We start from the raw sequence: 16,610 nt of genomic DNA, 5'->3' as shown, positions 1-16,610 counted from the left end.
CCTACTTGATGATCGTGATCCGGTTCGCCGCCGGAGGCGCGAGCGGGGAGGCCGGCGTCGAGTTCGCCGTCAGGTACTTCACCAGGGCCGCCAGATCGTCCGTGCCGACCAGGGGGTTCTTGCCCTGGCCCAGGGACGGGAAGCCGTCGCCGCCGCCCGCGAGGAAGGCGTTCATCGCGACGCGGTAGGTGGCCGCCGGGTCGATGGGCGCGCCGTCGAGGCGGATGGAGTCGGTGACCACGCGGTCCGCGCCGGACTTGGTGAGGTCCAGGGTGTAGGTGAGGCCGGCCGAGGGCTGGAGAATGCGCGGGGACGCCTCATTGGGGCCGCTGACCTGCTCCTTGAGGGCCTGGACGAGCTGCGCGCCGGTGAGGTCCACGAGGTTGACCGTGTTGGCGAACGGCTGGACCGTGAAGCCCTCGGCGTAGGTGACCACGCCGTCGCCCTCCGCGCCCTTGGCCGCGTAGGTCAGGCCCGCCCGGACGCCGCCGGGGTTCATCAGCGCCAGGCTGGTCCTCGGGTCCAGCTCACGGCCGTGGGCGAGCTGCGCGTCGGCGACCAGGTCGCCCATCGGGGACTCGGTGCCGGTGTTGCCGATGTCGCCGGAGATGTAGCCGATGGGACGGTTGCCGATCGGCGCGGCCAGGGTGTTCCACTTGCCGATCAGGTCGGTGATGTCGCGCGCCTTGGGGACGTCCCGCGTCACCACGTGGTTGGCGGAGTTCACCGCCGTCCGCACGATGTCGCCCGTCCGGCGGTCGTACGTCAGCGTGGTGTCGGTGTACAGGCGGCCGAAGGAGGACGCCGACGTGACCATGCGCGGGCGCCCCGACGGGTCGGGGACCGTGCAGACGTACGCCTGGTGGGTGTGCCCGGTGACCAGCGCGTCCACCGCCGGGGTCACATTCTTGGCGATGTCCACGATGGGGCCGGAGATGCCGTCGCCCGCGCCCGGCGAGTCGCAGTCGTAGTTGTAGGAGCCGGAGGCCGGGTAACCGCCCTCGTGGATCAGGGCCACGATGGACTGCACGCCCTGCCGCTGGAGCACCTTGGCGTACTTGTTGATGGTCTCGGTCTCGTCCTTGAAGGACAGGCCCTTGACGCCCTCGGCGGAAACGACGCCCGGGGTGCCCTCCAGCGTGACGCCGATGAAACCGATCTTGACGCCGTTCTTCTCCCAGACCCAGTAGGGGCTCAGCACCGGCTTGCCGGTCTTGTCGTCCTGGACGTTCGCCGCCAGATATGGGAAGTCCGCGCCCTCGAACTCCTGGTCCGTGTAGCAGCCGTCCTTCGGGTGGCAGCCGCCGTTCTGGATGCGGGCCAGTTCCCGCGCGCCCTCGTCGAACTCGTGGTTGCCGACCGAGGTGACGTCCAGGTCCAGCTTGTTCAGCGCCTCGACGGTGGGCTCGTCGTGGAACAGACCCGACAGCAGCGGGGAGGCGCCGATCAGGTCGCCGCCGGCCGCCGTCACCGAGTACGGGTGGCCCTCGCGGGCCTGCCGGAGGTGGGTCGCCAGGTACTCGACCCCGCCCGCGTCGATCGTCTTCGTCGTGCCGTCCGGCTGGAGTTCGCTGACCCGGCCCGAGGAACCGGACGGCGGCTCCAGGTTGCCGTGCAGGTCGTTGAACGACAGCAGCTGGACGTCCTGGTAGCGGCCCGGGTGGTGGGGGTGGTGTTCCTCACGCGCGTCCGCCGGGAGCGCGGTGGCCAGCGCCGCCGCCGTGGCGAGACCGGCCGCGGACGCGAGGAAGGCGTAGGTACGGCGTCTGACGCGCCGGGGTACGGGTGACATGGAACCCCCCTGTGGGTCGGCTGTGGTGCTCGGCGCAGCCTAGAGTCAACGCGCGTAGAGCGACAGGGGGTTCAGGTCACAACCTGGTTTCCCTTGGGCGCCGCTCGCGCCCGGTGCCTTCACCGCCGGTATGCCGGGACTTCACCCCGGGCGCCCCGTACTCTCGTACGCATGAGCAGCGACGACACCGTACGGGGCTTTTCCGCCCGCTCCATCGAGACCTACTCCGCGCTCACCCCGGACCAGGGCGAGGCCGTGCTCCGCCTGCTCGGCGAGGCCGCCCGGGCCGACGGGCAGCAGCCGGTGTCCGAGCAGGGCCGGCTGCACCTGCGCGGCGGCTCCCGCGAGGGCGTCTCGCATCTGCTGCTGACGGTCGGCGGCGAACTCGTCGGCTACGCCCAGCTGGAGGACACCGACCCGGTGGAGCCGCCGGCCGCCGAACTCGTCGTGCACCCCGCGCAGCGCGGGCACGGACACGGGCGGGCCCTCGGCTCGGCCCTGCTCGCCGCCTCTGGCAAGCGGCTGCGGGTCTGGGCGCACGGCGGGCACCCCGCCGCCCGGCACCTCGCCCAGGTGCTGGGCCTCACGCTGTTCCGGGAACTGCGCCAGATGCGGCGGCCGTTGACCGACCTGGAACTGGCCGAGCCGGTGCTGCCGGAGGGCGTGAGCGTGCGGACCTTCGTGTCCGGCAAGGACGACGCGGCCTGGCTCGCGGTCAACGCCGCCGCCTTCGCCCACCACCCGGAACAGGGCTCCCTCACCCAGCGTGACCTGGACGACCGCAAGGCCGAACCGTGGTTCGACCCCGCCGGGTTCTTCCTCGCCGAGCGGCGCGGGGAGCTGATCGGCTTCCACTGGACCAAGACGCACGCCGAGGAGGGCCTCGGCGAGGTGTACGTCCTCGGGGTGCGCCCCGGCGAGCAGGGCGGCGGCCTCGGCAAGGCCCTCACCACGATCGGTCTGCGCCACCTGGCCGCCCAGCAACTCCCCACCGCGATGCTCTACGTCGACGCCGACAACAAAGCGGCCGTGACGGTCTACGAGCGGCTGGGCTTCACCGTCCACGAGACCGACCTGATGTACCGCACGGAGACCTGAGGGACGGTTCGGCCCTGAAGCCGGGCGCCCGGGCGCGTCAGCCGGAGCGCCGGGGCCCGGGCGACCGGCGGCGGAAGGGGCTCCGGAACGGGCGTCGTATCGGCTCGCGGAGGGTTGCCAGCCACACCGCGCCCGACGCCGCCAGCAGCCAGGCCCAATGGTCGTGGGCCGTGTCCCAGCGGGGGTCCCCGGCGGGCACGAACAGGGGCCAGTCGTCCGGCAGCAGCAGCGGAGCGAGCAGGGCGGCGGCCAGCAGGGTCGTGGCCGCCGGCCGGCTCGGGTGCGGGTCGTCCGAGTGGCGCACGGCGAGCCCGGCCAGGGCCAGGGCCAGCGCGCAGGCGGCCCCCGCCTCCAGGGTGACGTCCCCGGCCGGCGGCCGGTGCGCGCCGGGTGCCAGCAGCAGGACGGCCGTCCACCACGCGGCGGCGAACGGCGCCACCAGCGCCACCCTCAGCGCGGTCCGCACCGCCCGCCCGGTCGGCACCGGCGTGGTGCCGTGCCGGGCGGGGTCGTCCAGCAGGAAGGCCAGGCCCAGCGCGAGGACCAGGGCGGCGGCGCGCAGCAGTAACAGCGTGACCCACTCGGCCGGCTCGGCGCCGGCCAGCCGGGGCAGCCCGGGGATCAGCAGGCCGACCGCCCCGGCCGCGCCCAGCGTCCGCCACGGCAGCGTGCGCCACACCGGGACGGCCAGCGCCCGGATCACGCCCCACACCGGTCCGGCCCCACCTTGGCCCGCACGCCCAGCAGTTCGGCGGCGCGGGCGGTGGTGATCTTCGGAGAGGTCAGCTCCGCCCAGTGGGCCTTGACCCGGCCGACGACCGAGGGCAGCGGCCGGTCCAGCAGGGCACGGACGACGTCGGTCTGACCGGCCGTCATGGTGAGCGGGTCGGTCGGGGAGAGGACGACCGCCTCACCGCTGAGGCTGTCGTCGAGCCGGACGTGCCTGAGCTGCGACTCGGGGTCGTCCTGCCAGGCGAGGGACAGCCACATGACGGTCACCATCCGGCCGTCGCACAGCTCGGCCGCCGCCTTCTCGTCGCCCGCGACCAGCACGGCGGCCACGGCCGTGGAGAACTCCGGAACCCGGTTGCCGCCCCAGGCGGTGCCCACGGTGACCTGGTGGGGAGTGGCGGACGGGGGCAGCGCCGAGTCGGTGTCGAGGCCGTAGCGGGCGTCCAGCCGCTGCCGGACCAGCAACCGCTGACCCTGCGCGGGACCGCCCGCGAGCGACTGCACCCCGCGCACGACCCGCTCCCATTCGGCGGTGCGCGGTGCCCACTCGGGGAACGCGCAGTACTCCGAGGTGCCCCGCCGCAAGCACATCTGCTCCTTCTCCGGGGTGAGCGAGGCACGCTGCCGGGCCGCCGCCGTCGCCTCCGGGACATCGCGGGTCTGTACGACACCGCCCAGCACGGTCACGGCCAGCGCGGCGGCGACGGCCCCCTGGACGGCCCGGCCGCGGGAGCCGGAGAGCAGGACGGCGAGCAGCGCGACCGTCACGGCGAACCCGGCGAGGTAGAGGGCGTGCCAGGCGGCGGGGCGGCCCAGCAGGACGGACGGGAAGGGGTACTTGTTGGCCGTGCCGGCCACCGGGGCCAGCCAGGCGGCACCGGTCTCCCCGGCGAACGGGAACGCGGCCCCGACGAACATCAGGAAGAACACCACGAGCAGCAGCGGCGCCGCGACGCCCGACGGCACCAGCCGGGCCAGCAGTACCCCGATCGCCCCGAACAGCAGCACCGTCAGCGGCCCGACCAGCAGCTCGGCCGGCGAGCCGTGCCCGATCGCGCCGGGCTTGACCGCCTCCCAGGTGAACTGGACGATCACGCCCACGGCGACCAGCAGCGCGAGCGGTACGACGGACAGCGCGTGCGCGGCCGTCCGCTGCCCCCGGGACAGCGCCAGCACCGCGAAGTGGCGCTCGGTGTCCCGGCGGCGCGAGCGCAGCACGGCCTGGTTGGCGCACAGCAGCGCGGCGAGGCCCACGAACAGCGGGCCGCCCTGGGTGGCGCGGTCGGCGTCCTGGAGCGCCGGGAACTCGTCCCAGGGCTGGAGGTTGTGCCACACCAGCCAGGCCGTGTAGACGGCGAGGGCGATCAGGACGGGCAGGCGCAGCAGCAGCCTGCGGGCCTCGAAGAGGGCGAGCGCGAGCACGGCCGCCGCGGGGGTGCCGGGCGCGGCCGGGGCGGCCTGCGCCTCCTTCTCCAGCACGGGCGCGGTCACGCGGTCACCTCCGCCAGCTCGCCGTCGAGGGTGAGCAGGTAGCCGTCCTCCAGGGTGGGTTCGAGCAGTTCGGCGCCGGGTGGTGGATCGCCCACGTTGCGGAAGGTGCCCGTACCGGTGCGCCAGCCCGCCTTCGCCCCGGGATCGCGCCCCCCGCTGCTCCACACCCGGCCGGCGGCCCGCGCGGTCAGCTCGGCGGGGGTGCCGGCGAACCGGATCCGGCCGCCCGCCATCACCACGACCCGGTTGCAGAGCATCGCCACGTCCTCGGTCTGGTGGGTGGACAGCAGCACCGTGCGGTCCTCGCCGGCGCGGGCGATCACCTCCCGGAAGCGCATGCGCTGTTCGGGGTCGAGGCCGACGGTCGGCTCGTCCAGCACCAGGAAGCCGGGGTCGCCGACGAGGGCGGCGGCCAGCGCGACACGTTGCCGCATGCCGCCGGACAGCTTCTTGATGCGCTTGCCGCGCACGTCGTCCAGGTCGGCCTCGGCGAGGACACGGCGCACCTCCCGGTGCCGGGCGGCGCGGTCGGTCAGCTCCTTGAGGATCGCGACGTAGTCCACGAACTCGAACGGCGTGAAGTCGGGGTGGAAGCCGGGGGTCTGCGGGAGGTAGCCCAGGTTCCGGCGCAGCTCCTGGCGGCCCCGCGCGGTGGCCGGGTCGTGCCCGAGCACCGTGAAGGCGCCCCGGTCGGCCGGGACGGCGGTGGCCAGCACCCGCAGCAGCGTGGTCTTGCCCGCGCCGTTCGGCCCGAGGAGCCCGGTCACGCCCCGGCCGAGCCGCAGCGACACGTCGTCCAGGGCGCGGGTGCCGCCGTAGCGGAGGGTGAGTCCGGAGGCGGAGACGGTGGTGGTCATGCGGGGCTCCTGCGGGAGGTGGGGATCGGGGGGTTCATCGGGCACCCGGACAGGTGGGTCATCGGACGCCTCCGGTGGAACGGCGCTCATCGGACGCCTCCGGTGGACACGGAGCGCATCGGACGCCTCCGGTGGAACGGCGCTCATCGGACGCCCCCGGTGGACTGGTCGAAGCGGTCCCGGGTGAGGAAGAGCAGGCCGGCCGCGAAGGCGGCGACCCCGGCTGCCACGCCCTGCCCGGTGGCGGTGAACGGCGCGAGCACGCGGTCGCCGCCGTTCCGGGCCGCCTCGGCGACGAGCAGCAGCACGACCCAGCCGCCGCCGGCCAGGGCGGGCGCGGTGACCGGCCCGAGCCGGGGGGTCAGCGCCAGCCCGGTCGCGGTGAGCGCCAGCGCGGGCAGCAGCCACGCGAACGCGCTCAGCCCGAACCCCGGCAGGGCGAGGCCCGCCAGACCGGTCAGGGCGAGGGCGGCGGTCAGCACGGCGACCGTGCGGATCATCAGCAGGCGAAAGCCGTGCAGCGGGGAGACGACCGTCATCTCGTACGTCGGGTCGACCACCGGACCGTACGACAGGGCGACCCCGGCGAGCGGCAGCAGCGGGGTGAGCGCCAGGAACAGGGTGGTCGAGTGGCCCGCTCGCGCGGTCAGCACGGACATCACCAGCACCAGTGCCACGGCCGTCAGCCACGAGCGGCGCAGCACCGGCGTCGCGGCCAGCAGCCGTGCCGTGTGCTCGGCCACGCCGAGCCGCAGCAGCAGCCGCTCGAGCGGGCGGGGCCGGGGCGCGTCCAGCTCGGCGTCCAGCCGCGTCCAGGCCGCGTCCAGCGCCCCGGCGTCCCAGGCCGAGGCCAGCACCGCGCGGCACTCGGCGCAGCCGGCCAGGTGCGTGTCGGCGGACCACAGCAGCGGCGGCTGAAGCTCCCCGCGCGCGTAGGCCCGCAGGTCCTCCTCGGCGACGTGCCAGCTCATGCCGACACCTCCGCCGGTCCTCGGTCCGTCATGCCAGTGCCTCCCGCAGTTGCTTCCGGGCCCGCATCGCCCGTGTCTTGACCGTGCCGGGCGGAATCCCGAGCAGGTCCGCCGCCTCCCGGGTGGTCAGCCCGTCGATGACCGTCGCCTGGAGCACCGCCCGCAGCTCCGGGGAGAGCCGGACCAGTGCGCCCGCCAGGTCCCCGTGCTCCACGCCCGCCAGCACCCGGTCCTCGGCGGACACCTCGTCCCGGTGGCGCAACCGGGCCAGCGCCTGCCGCAGCCGGCCGCGCGCGCCGTCGCCGCGCTGGGCGTCCACGAGGCGACGGGAGCCGATGCGCCACAGCCAGCCGGCCACCTCGCCCTCCTGGCGGTAGCGGGCCTTGCCCCGCCAGATCGCGAGGAACGTCTCCTGGACGATGTCGTCCACGACCCCGGCGTCGGCGCAGCGCCCGCGCAGCCGCGCGGTCAGCCACGGCGCGTACCGCCGGAACAGCTCCTCGAAGGCGTGCCGGTCGCGGTCCGCCGCGATGGCCCGCAGCAGCTCCGCGTCGCTTCTCGTCTCGCTCACATCTCCTCATCGGAAGGGACCCGCCGAACGGTTCACGGCCGGTGCGTTCGTTTTCCGGAAGCCGCGTTTGACTTACGGAAGCCCCCTCCACCACGCTTTCACTACTCAATTAGTGAAAGCGTGGTGGCCCGGTGGTCCAGTACCGCATCGACCGGCGCAGCGGTGTGGCCACCTACGTCCAGATCGTCCAGCAGACCAAACAGGCCCTGCGCCTCGGCCTGCTGGTCCCCGGGGACCGGCTGCCCACCGCACGCGAGGTGGTGGAGGCCACGGCCGTCAACCCCAACACCGTCCTGAAGGCCTACCGCGAACTGGAACGCGAGGGCCTGGTGGAGGCGCGGCGCGGGCTCGGCACCTTCGTCCGGCACGCCCTCGGCACCGCCCCGGCCGGCTCCCCGCTCCGGGGCGAGCTGGAGGAGTGGGCCGCGCGGGCCCGCGCTGCGGGGCTGGAGCGGGACGACGTGGCCGCGCTCTTCACCGCCGTACTCGACACGCACTTCCAGGGAGACCCGACATGAGCAGCGGCACGGCCTTGAGGGCCGACGCTCTGGGGAAACGGTTCGGCCGCCGGGCGGGCTGGGCCCTGCGGGACTGCTCGTTCCGGTTGCCCACCGGACGTGTGTGCGCGGTCGTCGGCCCCAACGGCGCGGGCAAGTCCACCCTGCTCGCCCTGGCCGCCGGGCTCACCGCCCCCACCGAGGGCACGGTGACCGTGCTCGGCACCACCCCGGCCGCCGCCCGGCCCAGGGTCGGTTACGTCGCCCAGGACAAGCCCCTGTACCCGCAGCTCACCGTCGCCGAGACGCTGCGCATGGGGGCCGACCTCAACCCCGCCCGCTGGGACGCGGCCGGCGCCGAACGGGTCGTGGCCGCCGGGGAACTGGATCCCGGGGCCCGCGTCCGCTCCCTGTCCGGCGGCCAGCGCACCCGCGTCGCGCTCGCCCTCGCTCTCGGCAAACGGCCCGAGCTGCTGCTCCTGGACGAGCCGATGGCCGACCTCGACCCCCTGGCCCGGCACGACCTGATGGGCGCGCTGATGAACCAGGCCGCCCAGTACGGCACCACCATCGTGATGTCCTCGCACGTCGTCGCCGAGCTGGAGGACTCCTGCGACCACCTGCTGCTGGTCGGCTCCGGACGGATCCGGCTGGCCGGCGAGATCGACGACCTGCTCGCCGCCCACCTGCGGATCTCCGGCGTCACGGACCCCGCCGACCTCGACGGCCACACCGTGGTCGAGTCCCGGGCCACGGGACGGCGGCTGTCCGCCCTGATCCGCCCGGCCGGCCCCGTCCCCGGCGGCTGCCGCACCGCCGCGCCCACGCTGGAACAACTGGTCCTGGCCCATCTGCGCAACCCGGCGGCGCCCGCCCTGCACCCGGCCGAGCACCAGGAGAACGCCGCGTGACCGCCTTCCCGACCGCGACCGCCCCGCCCACCGCCACCCCGCGCCAGATCCGCTGGCTGCTGCGGCTGCACCGACCCGCCGTGTACACCTGGACAGTCCTGGTCGTGGGCCTGGCCGCCGCGCTGGTGTGGCTGTCGGGGCCGCTCACCGACGCCGCGGCGACGGCCTGGCACCAGTACGACACCGACCCCGACTGCCAGGGGCCCGCCCCGTGCGCGTACGACCAGGACGCCATCCTGCGGTACAAGGACGTCTACCGGTACACGACCCTCGCCGTCCTCGCACTCCCGTTCCTGGTGGCCGCCTGGTCGGGCGCCGCGCTGACCGGCCGTGAGATGGAGACCGGCACGGCACGCCTCGCCTGGACCCAGGGCACCTCGCCGCTGCGCTGGCTGGCCGCGCGGCTCGCCGTCCCGGCGGGGCTGGTCACCGCCGGCACCGTCCCGCTGGTGTGGCTGCACCACCTGGCGTGGTCCGCGGGCCGGGGCCGGATCGACAGCGCCGAGGACTGGTACGACCTGACCACCTTCTACGCGGGCGGCCCGCTGACCGTCGCCCTGGCGCTGGCGGGCCTGGTCACCGGTGCCTTCCTAGGGCTGGTGCTCGGCCGCTCACTGGCCGCGCTGTGCGGCTCCGTGCTCGCCACGGCCGCGCTGTGGACCGCCGTCCACCTGACCCTGCCCCACCTGTGGCCGACCGTCACCGGCACCTTCGGCCGCGGCCGATTCACCTATTACCCCGGCATCAAGACCGGGGAGGGCATCATCACCCCGGACGGCACCCGGACACCCGCCTCGTCCTGTGCCTCCGACGCCGTCCCGGCGTGCCAGGCCCTCAACGACCGGCGGCACGCCACCGGTTTCTACGTCGACTACCACCCCTACGCCCACTACTGGCCCCTGCACCTGGTGGGGGCCGCCGCCGTGCTCGCCCTCACCGCCGTGCTGACCGTGGTGGCCTTCCGCCTGCTGCTCCGCCGCACCACCGGCCGCCGCCCGGCCCGCGCCCACACCCCGCCGGCCGCCGTCTGATCTCGTCGCGGCATCGCTCGAGCCCCCTTCGGGCCGCCCCCCGCTATCCCACACGTCATGTCGCCGTAACCATTGATTCAGCCTGGCTTGCGACGCTCGGCCAATGACACCCGTCGTGCCAGAGCCTTCGCCGCCCCCCGAGGGGCCCGCCGCGGGCAGCGGAACCGTACGGCTCCCGCCCGCGCGTTCCGACGCGCCCGTGTCACCCGAGGCGGGGAAGAATGGGTTCATGAGGCAGCACGAGACCCAGGCCGAGGCCCCGCACACGCCCCAGCCCCCCGTGGGCTCCATCGCCGCGCACCGGCAGCACGCCGTGTCCGGCACCGTCTCGGGCCTGGCGCCCGACCTCGACGCGGACCTCGACTCGGACCTCGACGCGTACGAGGAGGCCCAGGCCGTCGGCGCTCACCTGCCCCAGGGACGTTTCCTCGACCGCGAGCGCAGCTGGCTGGCCTTCAACGAGCGGGTCCTGGAGCTGGCCGAGGACCCGGCCACCCCGCTGCTGGAGCGCGCGAACTTCCTCGCCATCTTCGCCAGCAACCTGGACGAGTTCTTCATGGTCCGGGTGGCCGGGCTGAAGCGCCGCATCGCCACCGGCGTCGCGACAAGGTCCGCCTCCGGGCTCCAGCCGCGCGAGGTGCTGGAGATGATCTGGGGCCGCTCCCGCGAGCTGATGGCCCGGCACGCCGCCTGCTACCACGAGGACGTCGCCCCCGCGCTCGCCGAGGAGGGCATCCACCTGGTCCGCTGGCAGGAGCTGACGGAGAAGGAGCAGGCCCGCCTCTTCACGCTCTTCCGGAACCAGATCTTCCCCGTCCTCACCCCGCTGGCCGTCGACCCCGCGCACCCCTTCCCGTACATCTCCGGCCTCTCGCTGAACCTGGCCGTCGTCGTGCGCAACCCGGTCAGCGGCCACAAGCACTTCGCCCGGGTGAAGGTGCCGCCGCTGCTGTCCCGCTTCCTGGAGGCATCCCCGGGCCGCTACGTCCCCCTCGAGGACGTCATCGCCGCCCCCAACCACCTGGAAGAACTGTTCCCGGGCATGGAGATCCTGGAGCACCACGCCTTCCGGGTCACCCGCAACGAGGACCTGGAGGTCGAGGAGGACGACGCCGAGAACCTGCTCCAGGCCCTGGAGAAGGAACTCATGCGGCGCCGCTTCGGCCCGCCGGTGCGTCTGGAGGTCGAGGAGTCCATCGACCGCGAGGTGCTGGACCTGCTGGTGCGCGAGCTGAAGATCTCCGAGGCCGAGGTGTATCCGCTGCCCGGCCCGCTGGACCTCACCGGCCTGTTCCGGATCCACTCGCTGGACCGGCCCGAGCTGAAGTACCCGAAGTTCGTCGCCGGCACCCACCGCGACCTCGCCGAGGTGGAGTCGGCGTCCCCGCCCGACATCTTCGCCGCCCTGCGCGCCCGGGACGTGCTCCTGCACCACCCCTACGACAGCTTCTCCACCTCTGTGCAGGCCTTCCTGGAGCAGGCCGCCGCCGACCCGGACGTCCTCGCGATCAAGCAGACCCTGTACCGGACCTCCGGCGACTCGCCCATAGTCGACGCGCTCATCGACGCCGCCGAGTCCGGCAAGCAGGTCCTCGTCCTGGTGGAGATCAAGGCCCGCTTCGACGAGCACGCCAACATCAAGTGGGCGCGCAAGCTGGAGGAGGCCGGCTGTCACGTCGTCTACGGCCTGGTCGGGCTGAAGACCCACTGCAAGCTGTCCCTGGTGGTCCGCCAGGAGGGCGAGGTCCTGCGTCGCTACAGCCACGTCGGCACCGGCAACTACCACCCGAAGACGGCCCGCCTGTACGAGGACCTCGGCCTGCTCACCGCGGACCCCCAGGTCGGCGCGGACCTCTCCGACCTGTTCAACCGGCTGTCCGGCTACTCCCGCCGGGAGACCTACCGCCGGCTGCTGGTGGCGCCCAAGTCGCTGCGTGACGGCCTGATCTCCCGCGTCAACAAGGAGATCCAGCATCACCGCGCGGGCCGGCCGGCCTTCATCCGGATCAAGGTCAACTCGATCGTGGACGAGGCACTCATCGACGCCCTCTACCGCGCGTCCCAGGCGGGCGTGCCGGTGGACGTGTGGGTGCGCGGCATCTGCGCGATACGGCCCGGTGTCACCGGCCTGTCGGAGAACGTCCGGGTCCGCTCGGTCCTCGGCCGCTTCCTGGAACACTCCCGGGTGTTCGCCTTCGGCAACGGCGGCGAGCCCGAGGTGTGGATCGGCAGCGCCGACATGATGCACCGCAATCTCGACCGCCGGATAGAGGCCCTGGTCCGCGTCGTCGACCCCGGCCACCGCGCAGCCCTCAACCGGCTGCTGGACACCGGCATGTCCGACACCACCGCCTCCTGGCACCTCGGCCCGGACGGCGAGTGGACGCGGCACGCGACCGACGGGGACGGCGGGCCCCTGCGCAACGTCCAGGAGATGCTCATAGACGCCCGGAGGCGCCGGCGTGGCACAGCGACACCTTGACCAGACGGACCCCACGGCCGAGGCGGTGGCGGGTGACGCCCTCGCGGACTACCTGCGCGCCCAGGCCACGGAGTTCCTCCGCGCCCTGCGCCTGCACCGGGAGACCGGGGGCAACGGCGGGAGCGCTCCCCCGCGCGCGGGGGCGAGCGGGGCGGGCGACGGCACGCGGGAGTCCGTCGACGCGGCGCGCGCCCTGCGCCGCTCGGCCCGCCGCATCAGCGGCAGCCTGCACACCTTCCGCCCGCTCCTCGACCCCGACTGGTCCGAGGAGATCCGCCCCGAACTGGCCTGGCTGTCCGGCACGCTGGGCCTGGAGCACGCCTACCAGGCGCGCCTGGAACGGCTGTTGCTGGCGCTGCACCGGCTGTCCGGGGTGACGGCGCTGCCCGTGCAGACGGTCGACGCGATGGTGGCCGGCGGCCGTGCCCTGCCCGGCAAGACGGTGAACCCCGGCGGGCCGGCGTACGCCACGGCACCGCCGGAACGCGGCACCCTCACCGTCGGCGCGGCCAAGGCCGGTGCCCTGCTGGAGCGCCAGCTCACCCTGGCCCGGACCAGGGCCCACTCCACGGCGCTCCAGGCCCTCGGCTCCGCCCGCTTCCACGCGGTGGCCGACAAGGTCGCCGTGCTGGCCAGCGAGGTCCCCCTCGCCCCGGCCGCGCCCGGCACCGAGCTGGGACCGCTGGCCGCCGCCGCCGAGGAACGCCTCACGGACGCCGTGACCGCGCTGCCCCTGGTCACCGCCGGCCATCCCTACAACGCGGAGGCGCTGGTCCACGGCCTGTCCCCGGAGCCGTCCCCACACCCCCAGGACGGCCCCTGGCACCAGGTCCGGCTGCTGCTGCGGCTGTACCGGTACGCCCGTGAGGTGCTGCACGGCGGCGACGCCCCGCTGGACGTACGGCTGCTGTCGGCCGGGCAGGCGCTGAACCGGCACCGGGACGCCTCGGAGGCGGCAGCGGCGGCGGCCCAGGCGGCCCGTACGCCCCGGATCACCCCGGCCACCGCCTACGCCCTCGGCGTGCTCCACGCCGACCAGCGGCACGAGGTGGAGGCGGCCCGGTTCGCGTTCCAGCAGGCGTGGCAGAAGCAGACGGTCGACGCGCCCTGAGCCAGGAGGAGACGGCGTGCCCGACACCGTGGTCCAGGCGGCCGGCTGCGTGCTGTGGCGCCGCGCCGCCTCGGGCGGCATCGAGGTGGCCTTGGTCCACAGGCCGAAGTGGTCCGACTGGTCCTGGCCCAAGGGCAAGCTGGAGCGGGGGGAGACGGCCCGCGCCGCCGCACTGCGCGAAGTGCGGGAAGAGACCGGCCACACGTGCCGGCTCGGGGCGTCCCTGCCCTCCCGGCGTTACGTCGACCGCGCGGGCCGGGAGAAGGAGGTCACCTACTGGGTCGCCGAGTCGACCGGTGGGAGTTTCACCCCCACCGACGAGATAAGCGCTCTCCTCTGGCTGCCGCCGGACGCCGCTCGCGCACGGCTGACCTACGAGGGGGACAGGGAACTCCTTCCCCCGGCGCTCGCCGCGATCGACGCCGGCCAGTGACCGGTGCCCGGGGCGCTCGCGCCGAGCGGGGAGCGACGGTCTCCGGGCCGACGGCGTCCCTCCAGGGCGAGGTCGACCGGCGTCCCTCCCGGGCGAGCCCGGACGGAACGCCGGTACGGCGGCCTCGGAGCACCGCTGCCGCGGAGATGGGACTGGGAGACGGTCAGCAGCCGATGCCGCTACAAATCACCACCGTGTCACAGACGATGACCGTGCAGACGCCGCTGCATCCCTCGGTGTAGGCGCCGGACGGCAGCAGGGTGTCCTCGGTGATACGCGTCTCCAGGTCACCGATGAGGGCGTCGAGGTCGGTCAGTTGCATGGTTTCGGGCATTGCTGTTCTCCTTCGGTGGACGGGATGGTTTGTTCGCCCCGGTGGCGGGCCGCCCTTGGCGGACGGGCGCCCCCGGGCGTCGGGACCGCCGCACAGCGCGGCGGAGAGCGCAGGAGCCCCTGCGCTCCGGTCGGGCGGAAGTCTCAGCGGTGGTCGGACGACCGCGGCGGCACCCTGACGCGGTGGCCGGGTAGCAGCGGGTGCCCGGCGGCCGATGAGCGCTGATCCACTCCGGAAGCTGCGGGGCGGTCAGTGCTCGTTCCCCAACCCTGGCTTGTCCGCGCTTTGACAACGTGAAACTGCAAACCGCTCCCGCCGGTGAACCGGCAGCGTTTCCGCCACCGGACCAGTCGGCCGCGCACTACCGCCGTGCCACCGCGCACGCCGTTGCGGTACGGCGTGGAGAACAGCTCCGGGTACGGCCTGGAGGTGCGGCCCGGGCGCCCGGCACCGAAAGACACCGGGGCCCAGCAAGACACCGGGGCCCGGCCCGTCAGCCGTCCGTCGCGTGAGCTTCCGCGTCCGTGCGGGCCTGGCTGCGGGCGCGGCGGGCGGGGCCGCGCCAGCCGCAGGTGCAGCGGGCCACGCAGAAGCGGCCCTGTTCGGTCGTCGTGGTGCGGTGTTCCTGCCCGTCCTGCCGCGCCGAGGTGAGTGCCACAGGGCCACCGTATCCAGCGCGCGCGGCGGCGCGTGACGGCACTCCCCAGCCGTCGTTATCCGGACGACAGGGGGCCCGTGACGGACACTCCGGCTGGGGGTAGGCAGGCGATGGATCGGCGGCAGCACAGGCGGGCGGGCAGGACGGCCGCCGCGACGGTCATCCTCCTCGGCCTCACGACGGGCGTCTGCGGCTGTTCCGGCAGCGGGGCCGCCGCCGAGGACGTCAAGGGCGCGGGCGACCCCCTGGGCGCGCTGCACCGGGCCGCGCGGGCGCTGCGGGACGCGGGCAGCTCCAAGGCCGGCACCTCCATGGAGATGGCCACCGGCGGCACCCGCGTCACCATCCGCGGCCGGGGCGTCTACGACTACCGCCGCCGCCTCGGCCGGCTCACCGTGATGCTCCCCGCGGACCCCACCGGCGCCGCCGGGCACCGGCCCATCACCGAACTCCTCACCCCGGGCGCGCTGTACATGAAGAACCGGGGCGCGGGCGTGCCCGCCGACAAGTGGGTGCGGGTGGAGACCGCGACGCTGTCCGACGGCAATCTGGTCACCGGCGGCGCCACCGACCCGTACCTGGCGGCCGAGCTGCTGCGCGGGACCCGCGAGGCGACCCTCGTGGGCCGCACGGAGGTCGCCGGGACGGCCGTACGCCACTACCGGGGCACCGCCGATCTCGGCCACGCGGCCCGGTACGCCTCGGCCGGTAACCGGGCGGCGCTGGCCGCGGCGGCGAAAGGGTTCGCCACGGCCCGGGTGCCGTTCGACGCCTACCTGGACGACCAGGGTCGCATCCGCAAGCTCCGGCAGCGCTTCAGCTTCTCCAACGGCCACGCCAAGGCCACCGTCGCGGTCGCCTCCACCCTGCTGCTGTACGGCTTCGGCACGGCGGCGGACGTCCGGCTGCCGGCCCCGGCGGACATCTACACGGGCCGGGTCGCCGGGGACGAGCCCGGCGAGAGCGGCTGATTCCGGCCAGGCACTAGTACCAGACGTCCCTTTGTAAGTAGCCCGTCCGTGCCATGCGCGGGGCGCGGACCACTGCCTACCCTAGGAGGCGGTGACGGCAGGGAAGAGGTGAGGCGGGTGGCTCCGGTCGGCGGCACGGCGGTTCAGGACCACGTGGCCCTCGCCGAGATCGAACTCTGCGGAGAGCTGATCATCGCGGCCTCGGCCGCCGAGGACCGGCTCAGCCTGGAGAGCATCGACGAGGTGCTGCGCGTCGCCGAGGAACGGAATCCGGGCTGAGCCCGGCCCGCACGGCCACCTCGCTCAGGTGCGCAGCAGGCGGGCGATCGCCTTCGTCGCCTCGTCGACCTTCGTGTCGATCTCGTCGCCGCCCTTGAGGGCCGCATCCGCCACACAGTGCCGCAGGTGCTCCTCCAGCAGCTGGAGCGCGAAGGACTGCAGGGCCTTGGTGGAGGCGGAGACCTGCGTGAGTATGTCGATGCAGTAGGTGTCCTCGTCCACCATCCGCTGCAGACCGCGGATCTGCCCCTCGATGCGGCGCAGCCGCTTGAGGTGCTCGTCCTTCTGCTTGTGGTAGCCGTGCGTGGCGCCGGCCTCGGTCGTCGTCGTCATCGCGGGCCTCCGTCTCGGGACGAGTTGCGGACAAAAGGGATAGATACCCCTACTGGGT

The 16,610-nt window shown here is 74.0% G+C and carries 18 protein-coding genes; 9 read left to right on the top strand and 9 right to left on the bottom strand.

Annotated features, from left to right (window positions below; genetic code table 11):
- Nucleotide 1: 1 nt before the first annotated feature.
- Nucleotides 2-1,792, bottom strand: a complete 1,791-nt coding sequence (locus ACSURM_RS19920; protein ID WP_436956742.1) for a bifunctional metallophosphatase/5'-nucleotidase — start codon at nt 1,790-1,792, stop codon at nt 2-4.
- Between the two features lie 171 nt (nt 1,793-1,963).
- Between ACSURM_RS19920 and mshD the strand changes: the two genes are divergently transcribed.
- Nucleotides 1,964-2,890 (top strand): mycothiol synthase, encoded by a 927-nt coding sequence (gene mshD, locus ACSURM_RS19915; RefSeq protein ID WP_436956740.1) that lies wholly within the window; start codon nt 1,964-1,966, stop codon nt 2,888-2,890.
- Between the two features lie 37 nt (nt 2,891-2,927).
- On the opposite strand, the gene ACSURM_RS19910 is transcribed toward mshD, so the two are convergent.
- The 5 genes from ACSURM_RS19910 to ACSURM_RS19890 form a co-directional block, all read right to left on the bottom strand.
- Nucleotides 2,928-3,602 (bottom strand): ABC transporter, encoded by a 675-nt coding sequence (locus ACSURM_RS19910; RefSeq protein WP_436956738.1) that lies wholly within the window; start codon nt 3,600-3,602, stop codon nt 2,928-2,930.
- Nucleotides 3,590-5,113 (bottom strand): ABC transporter permease, encoded by a 1,524-nt coding sequence (locus ACSURM_RS19905; protein ID WP_436956736.1) that lies wholly within the window; start codon nt 5,111-5,113, stop codon nt 3,590-3,592. The genes ACSURM_RS19910 and ACSURM_RS19905 overlap by 13 nt, the downstream gene beginning before the upstream one ends.
- The gene (locus ACSURM_RS19900) at nt 5,110-5,970 is read right to left on the bottom strand and encodes an ABC transporter ATP-binding protein (RefSeq protein WP_436956735.1); all 861 of its coding nucleotides are present in this window, start codon (nt 5,968-5,970) and stop codon (nt 5,110-5,112) included. The genes ACSURM_RS19905 and ACSURM_RS19900 overlap by 4 nt, the downstream gene beginning before the upstream one ends.
- Nucleotides 5,971-6,113: 143 nt before the next feature.
- On the bottom strand, nt 6,114-6,941 hold the full coding sequence (locus ACSURM_RS19895; protein WP_436956734.1) for a zf-HC2 domain-containing protein: 828 nt from the start codon (nt 6,939-6,941) through the stop codon (nt 6,114-6,116).
- 28 nt (nt 6,942-6,969) lie between these two features.
- Nucleotides 6,970-7,512, bottom strand: coding sequence for an RNA polymerase sigma factor (locus ACSURM_RS19890; RefSeq protein WP_189992676.1), 543 nt, complete (start codon nt 7,510-7,512; stop codon nt 6,970-6,972).
- Between the two features lie 131 nt (nt 7,513-7,643).
- Between ACSURM_RS19890 and ACSURM_RS19885 the strand changes: the two genes are divergently transcribed.
- From ACSURM_RS19885 to ACSURM_RS19860, 6 genes are all read left to right on the top strand, one after another.
- Nucleotides 7,644-8,030, top strand: coding sequence for a GntR family transcriptional regulator (locus ACSURM_RS19885; RefSeq protein ID WP_289966526.1), 387 nt, complete (start codon nt 7,644-7,646; stop codon nt 8,028-8,030).
- Nucleotides 8,027-8,920: an ABC transporter ATP-binding protein gene (locus ACSURM_RS19880; RefSeq protein ID WP_436956732.1), complete on the top strand. Its 894-nt coding sequence runs from the start codon at nt 8,027-8,029 to the stop codon at nt 8,918-8,920. Before ACSURM_RS19885 ends, ACSURM_RS19880 begins: the two co-directional genes overlap by 4 nt.
- Complete coding sequence (locus tag ACSURM_RS19875; protein WP_436956730.1) at nt 8,917-9,951, top strand: ABC transporter permease; 1,035 nt, start codon at nt 8,917-8,919, stop codon at nt 9,949-9,951. The genes ACSURM_RS19880 and ACSURM_RS19875 overlap by 4 nt, the downstream gene beginning before the upstream one ends.
- 103 nt (nt 9,952-10,054) lie before the next feature.
- Complete coding sequence (locus ACSURM_RS19870; RefSeq protein ID WP_436956728.1) at nt 10,055-12,433, top strand: RNA degradosome polyphosphate kinase; 2,379 nt, start codon at nt 10,055-10,057, stop codon at nt 12,431-12,433.
- Complete coding sequence (locus tag ACSURM_RS19865) at nt 12,414-13,544, top strand: CHAD domain-containing protein (RefSeq protein ID WP_436956727.1); 1,131 nt, start codon at nt 12,414-12,416, stop codon at nt 13,542-13,544. The genes ACSURM_RS19870 and ACSURM_RS19865 overlap by 20 nt, the downstream gene beginning before the upstream one ends.
- A 16-nt stretch (nt 13,545-13,560) precedes the next feature.
- Nucleotides 13,561-13,977: an NUDIX hydrolase gene (locus ACSURM_RS19860; protein ID WP_436956726.1), complete on the top strand. Its 417-nt coding sequence runs from the start codon at nt 13,561-13,563 to the stop codon at nt 13,975-13,977.
- A 163-nt stretch (nt 13,978-14,140) separates the two neighbouring features.
- On the opposite strand, the gene ACSURM_RS19855 is transcribed toward ACSURM_RS19860, so the two are convergent.
- The gene (locus tag ACSURM_RS19855) at nt 14,141-14,311 is read right to left on the bottom strand and encodes a hypothetical protein (RefSeq protein WP_189992690.1); all 171 of its coding nucleotides are present in this window, start codon (nt 14,309-14,311) and stop codon (nt 14,141-14,143) included.
- Between the two features lie 493 nt (nt 14,312-14,804).
- The gene (locus ACSURM_RS19850) at nt 14,805-14,969 is read right to left on the bottom strand and encodes a hypothetical protein (protein WP_436956724.1); all 165 of its coding nucleotides are present in this window, start codon (nt 14,967-14,969) and stop codon (nt 14,805-14,807) included.
- Nucleotides 14,970-15,079: 110 nt separating this feature from the next.
- Here ACSURM_RS19850 and ACSURM_RS19845 point away from each other — a divergent pair, with 110 nt between their 5' ends.
- Together ACSURM_RS19845 and ACSURM_RS19840 are read left to right on the top strand one after the other, a co-directional pair.
- A complete protein-coding gene (locus tag ACSURM_RS19845) occupies nt 15,080-15,940 on the top strand; it encodes a hypothetical protein (protein WP_436956722.1) in 861 nt (286 codons plus the stop codon).
- 117 nt (nt 15,941-16,057) lie between these two features.
- Nucleotides 16,058-16,219, top strand: coding sequence for a hypothetical protein (locus ACSURM_RS19840; protein WP_289966574.1), 162 nt, complete (start codon nt 16,058-16,060; stop codon nt 16,217-16,219).
- A 24-nt stretch (nt 16,220-16,243) separates the two neighbouring features.
- Here the strand turns inward: ACSURM_RS19840 and ACSURM_RS19835 are convergent, their stop codons facing one another.
- A complete protein-coding gene (locus tag ACSURM_RS19835; RefSeq protein ID WP_189992696.1) occupies nt 16,244-16,552 on the bottom strand; it encodes a metal-sensitive transcriptional regulator in 309 nt (102 codons plus the stop codon).
- Between the last annotated feature and the right edge of the window lie 58 nt (nt 16,553-16,610).

Source organism: Streptomyces sp. SudanB182_2057 (assembly GCF_964272715.1).
GTDB classification, from domain to species: domain Bacteria; phylum Actinomycetota; class Actinomycetes; order Streptomycetales; family Streptomycetaceae; genus Streptomyces; species Streptomyces rubradiris.
This window is presented reverse-complemented; position numbering and strand designations above follow the sequence as displayed.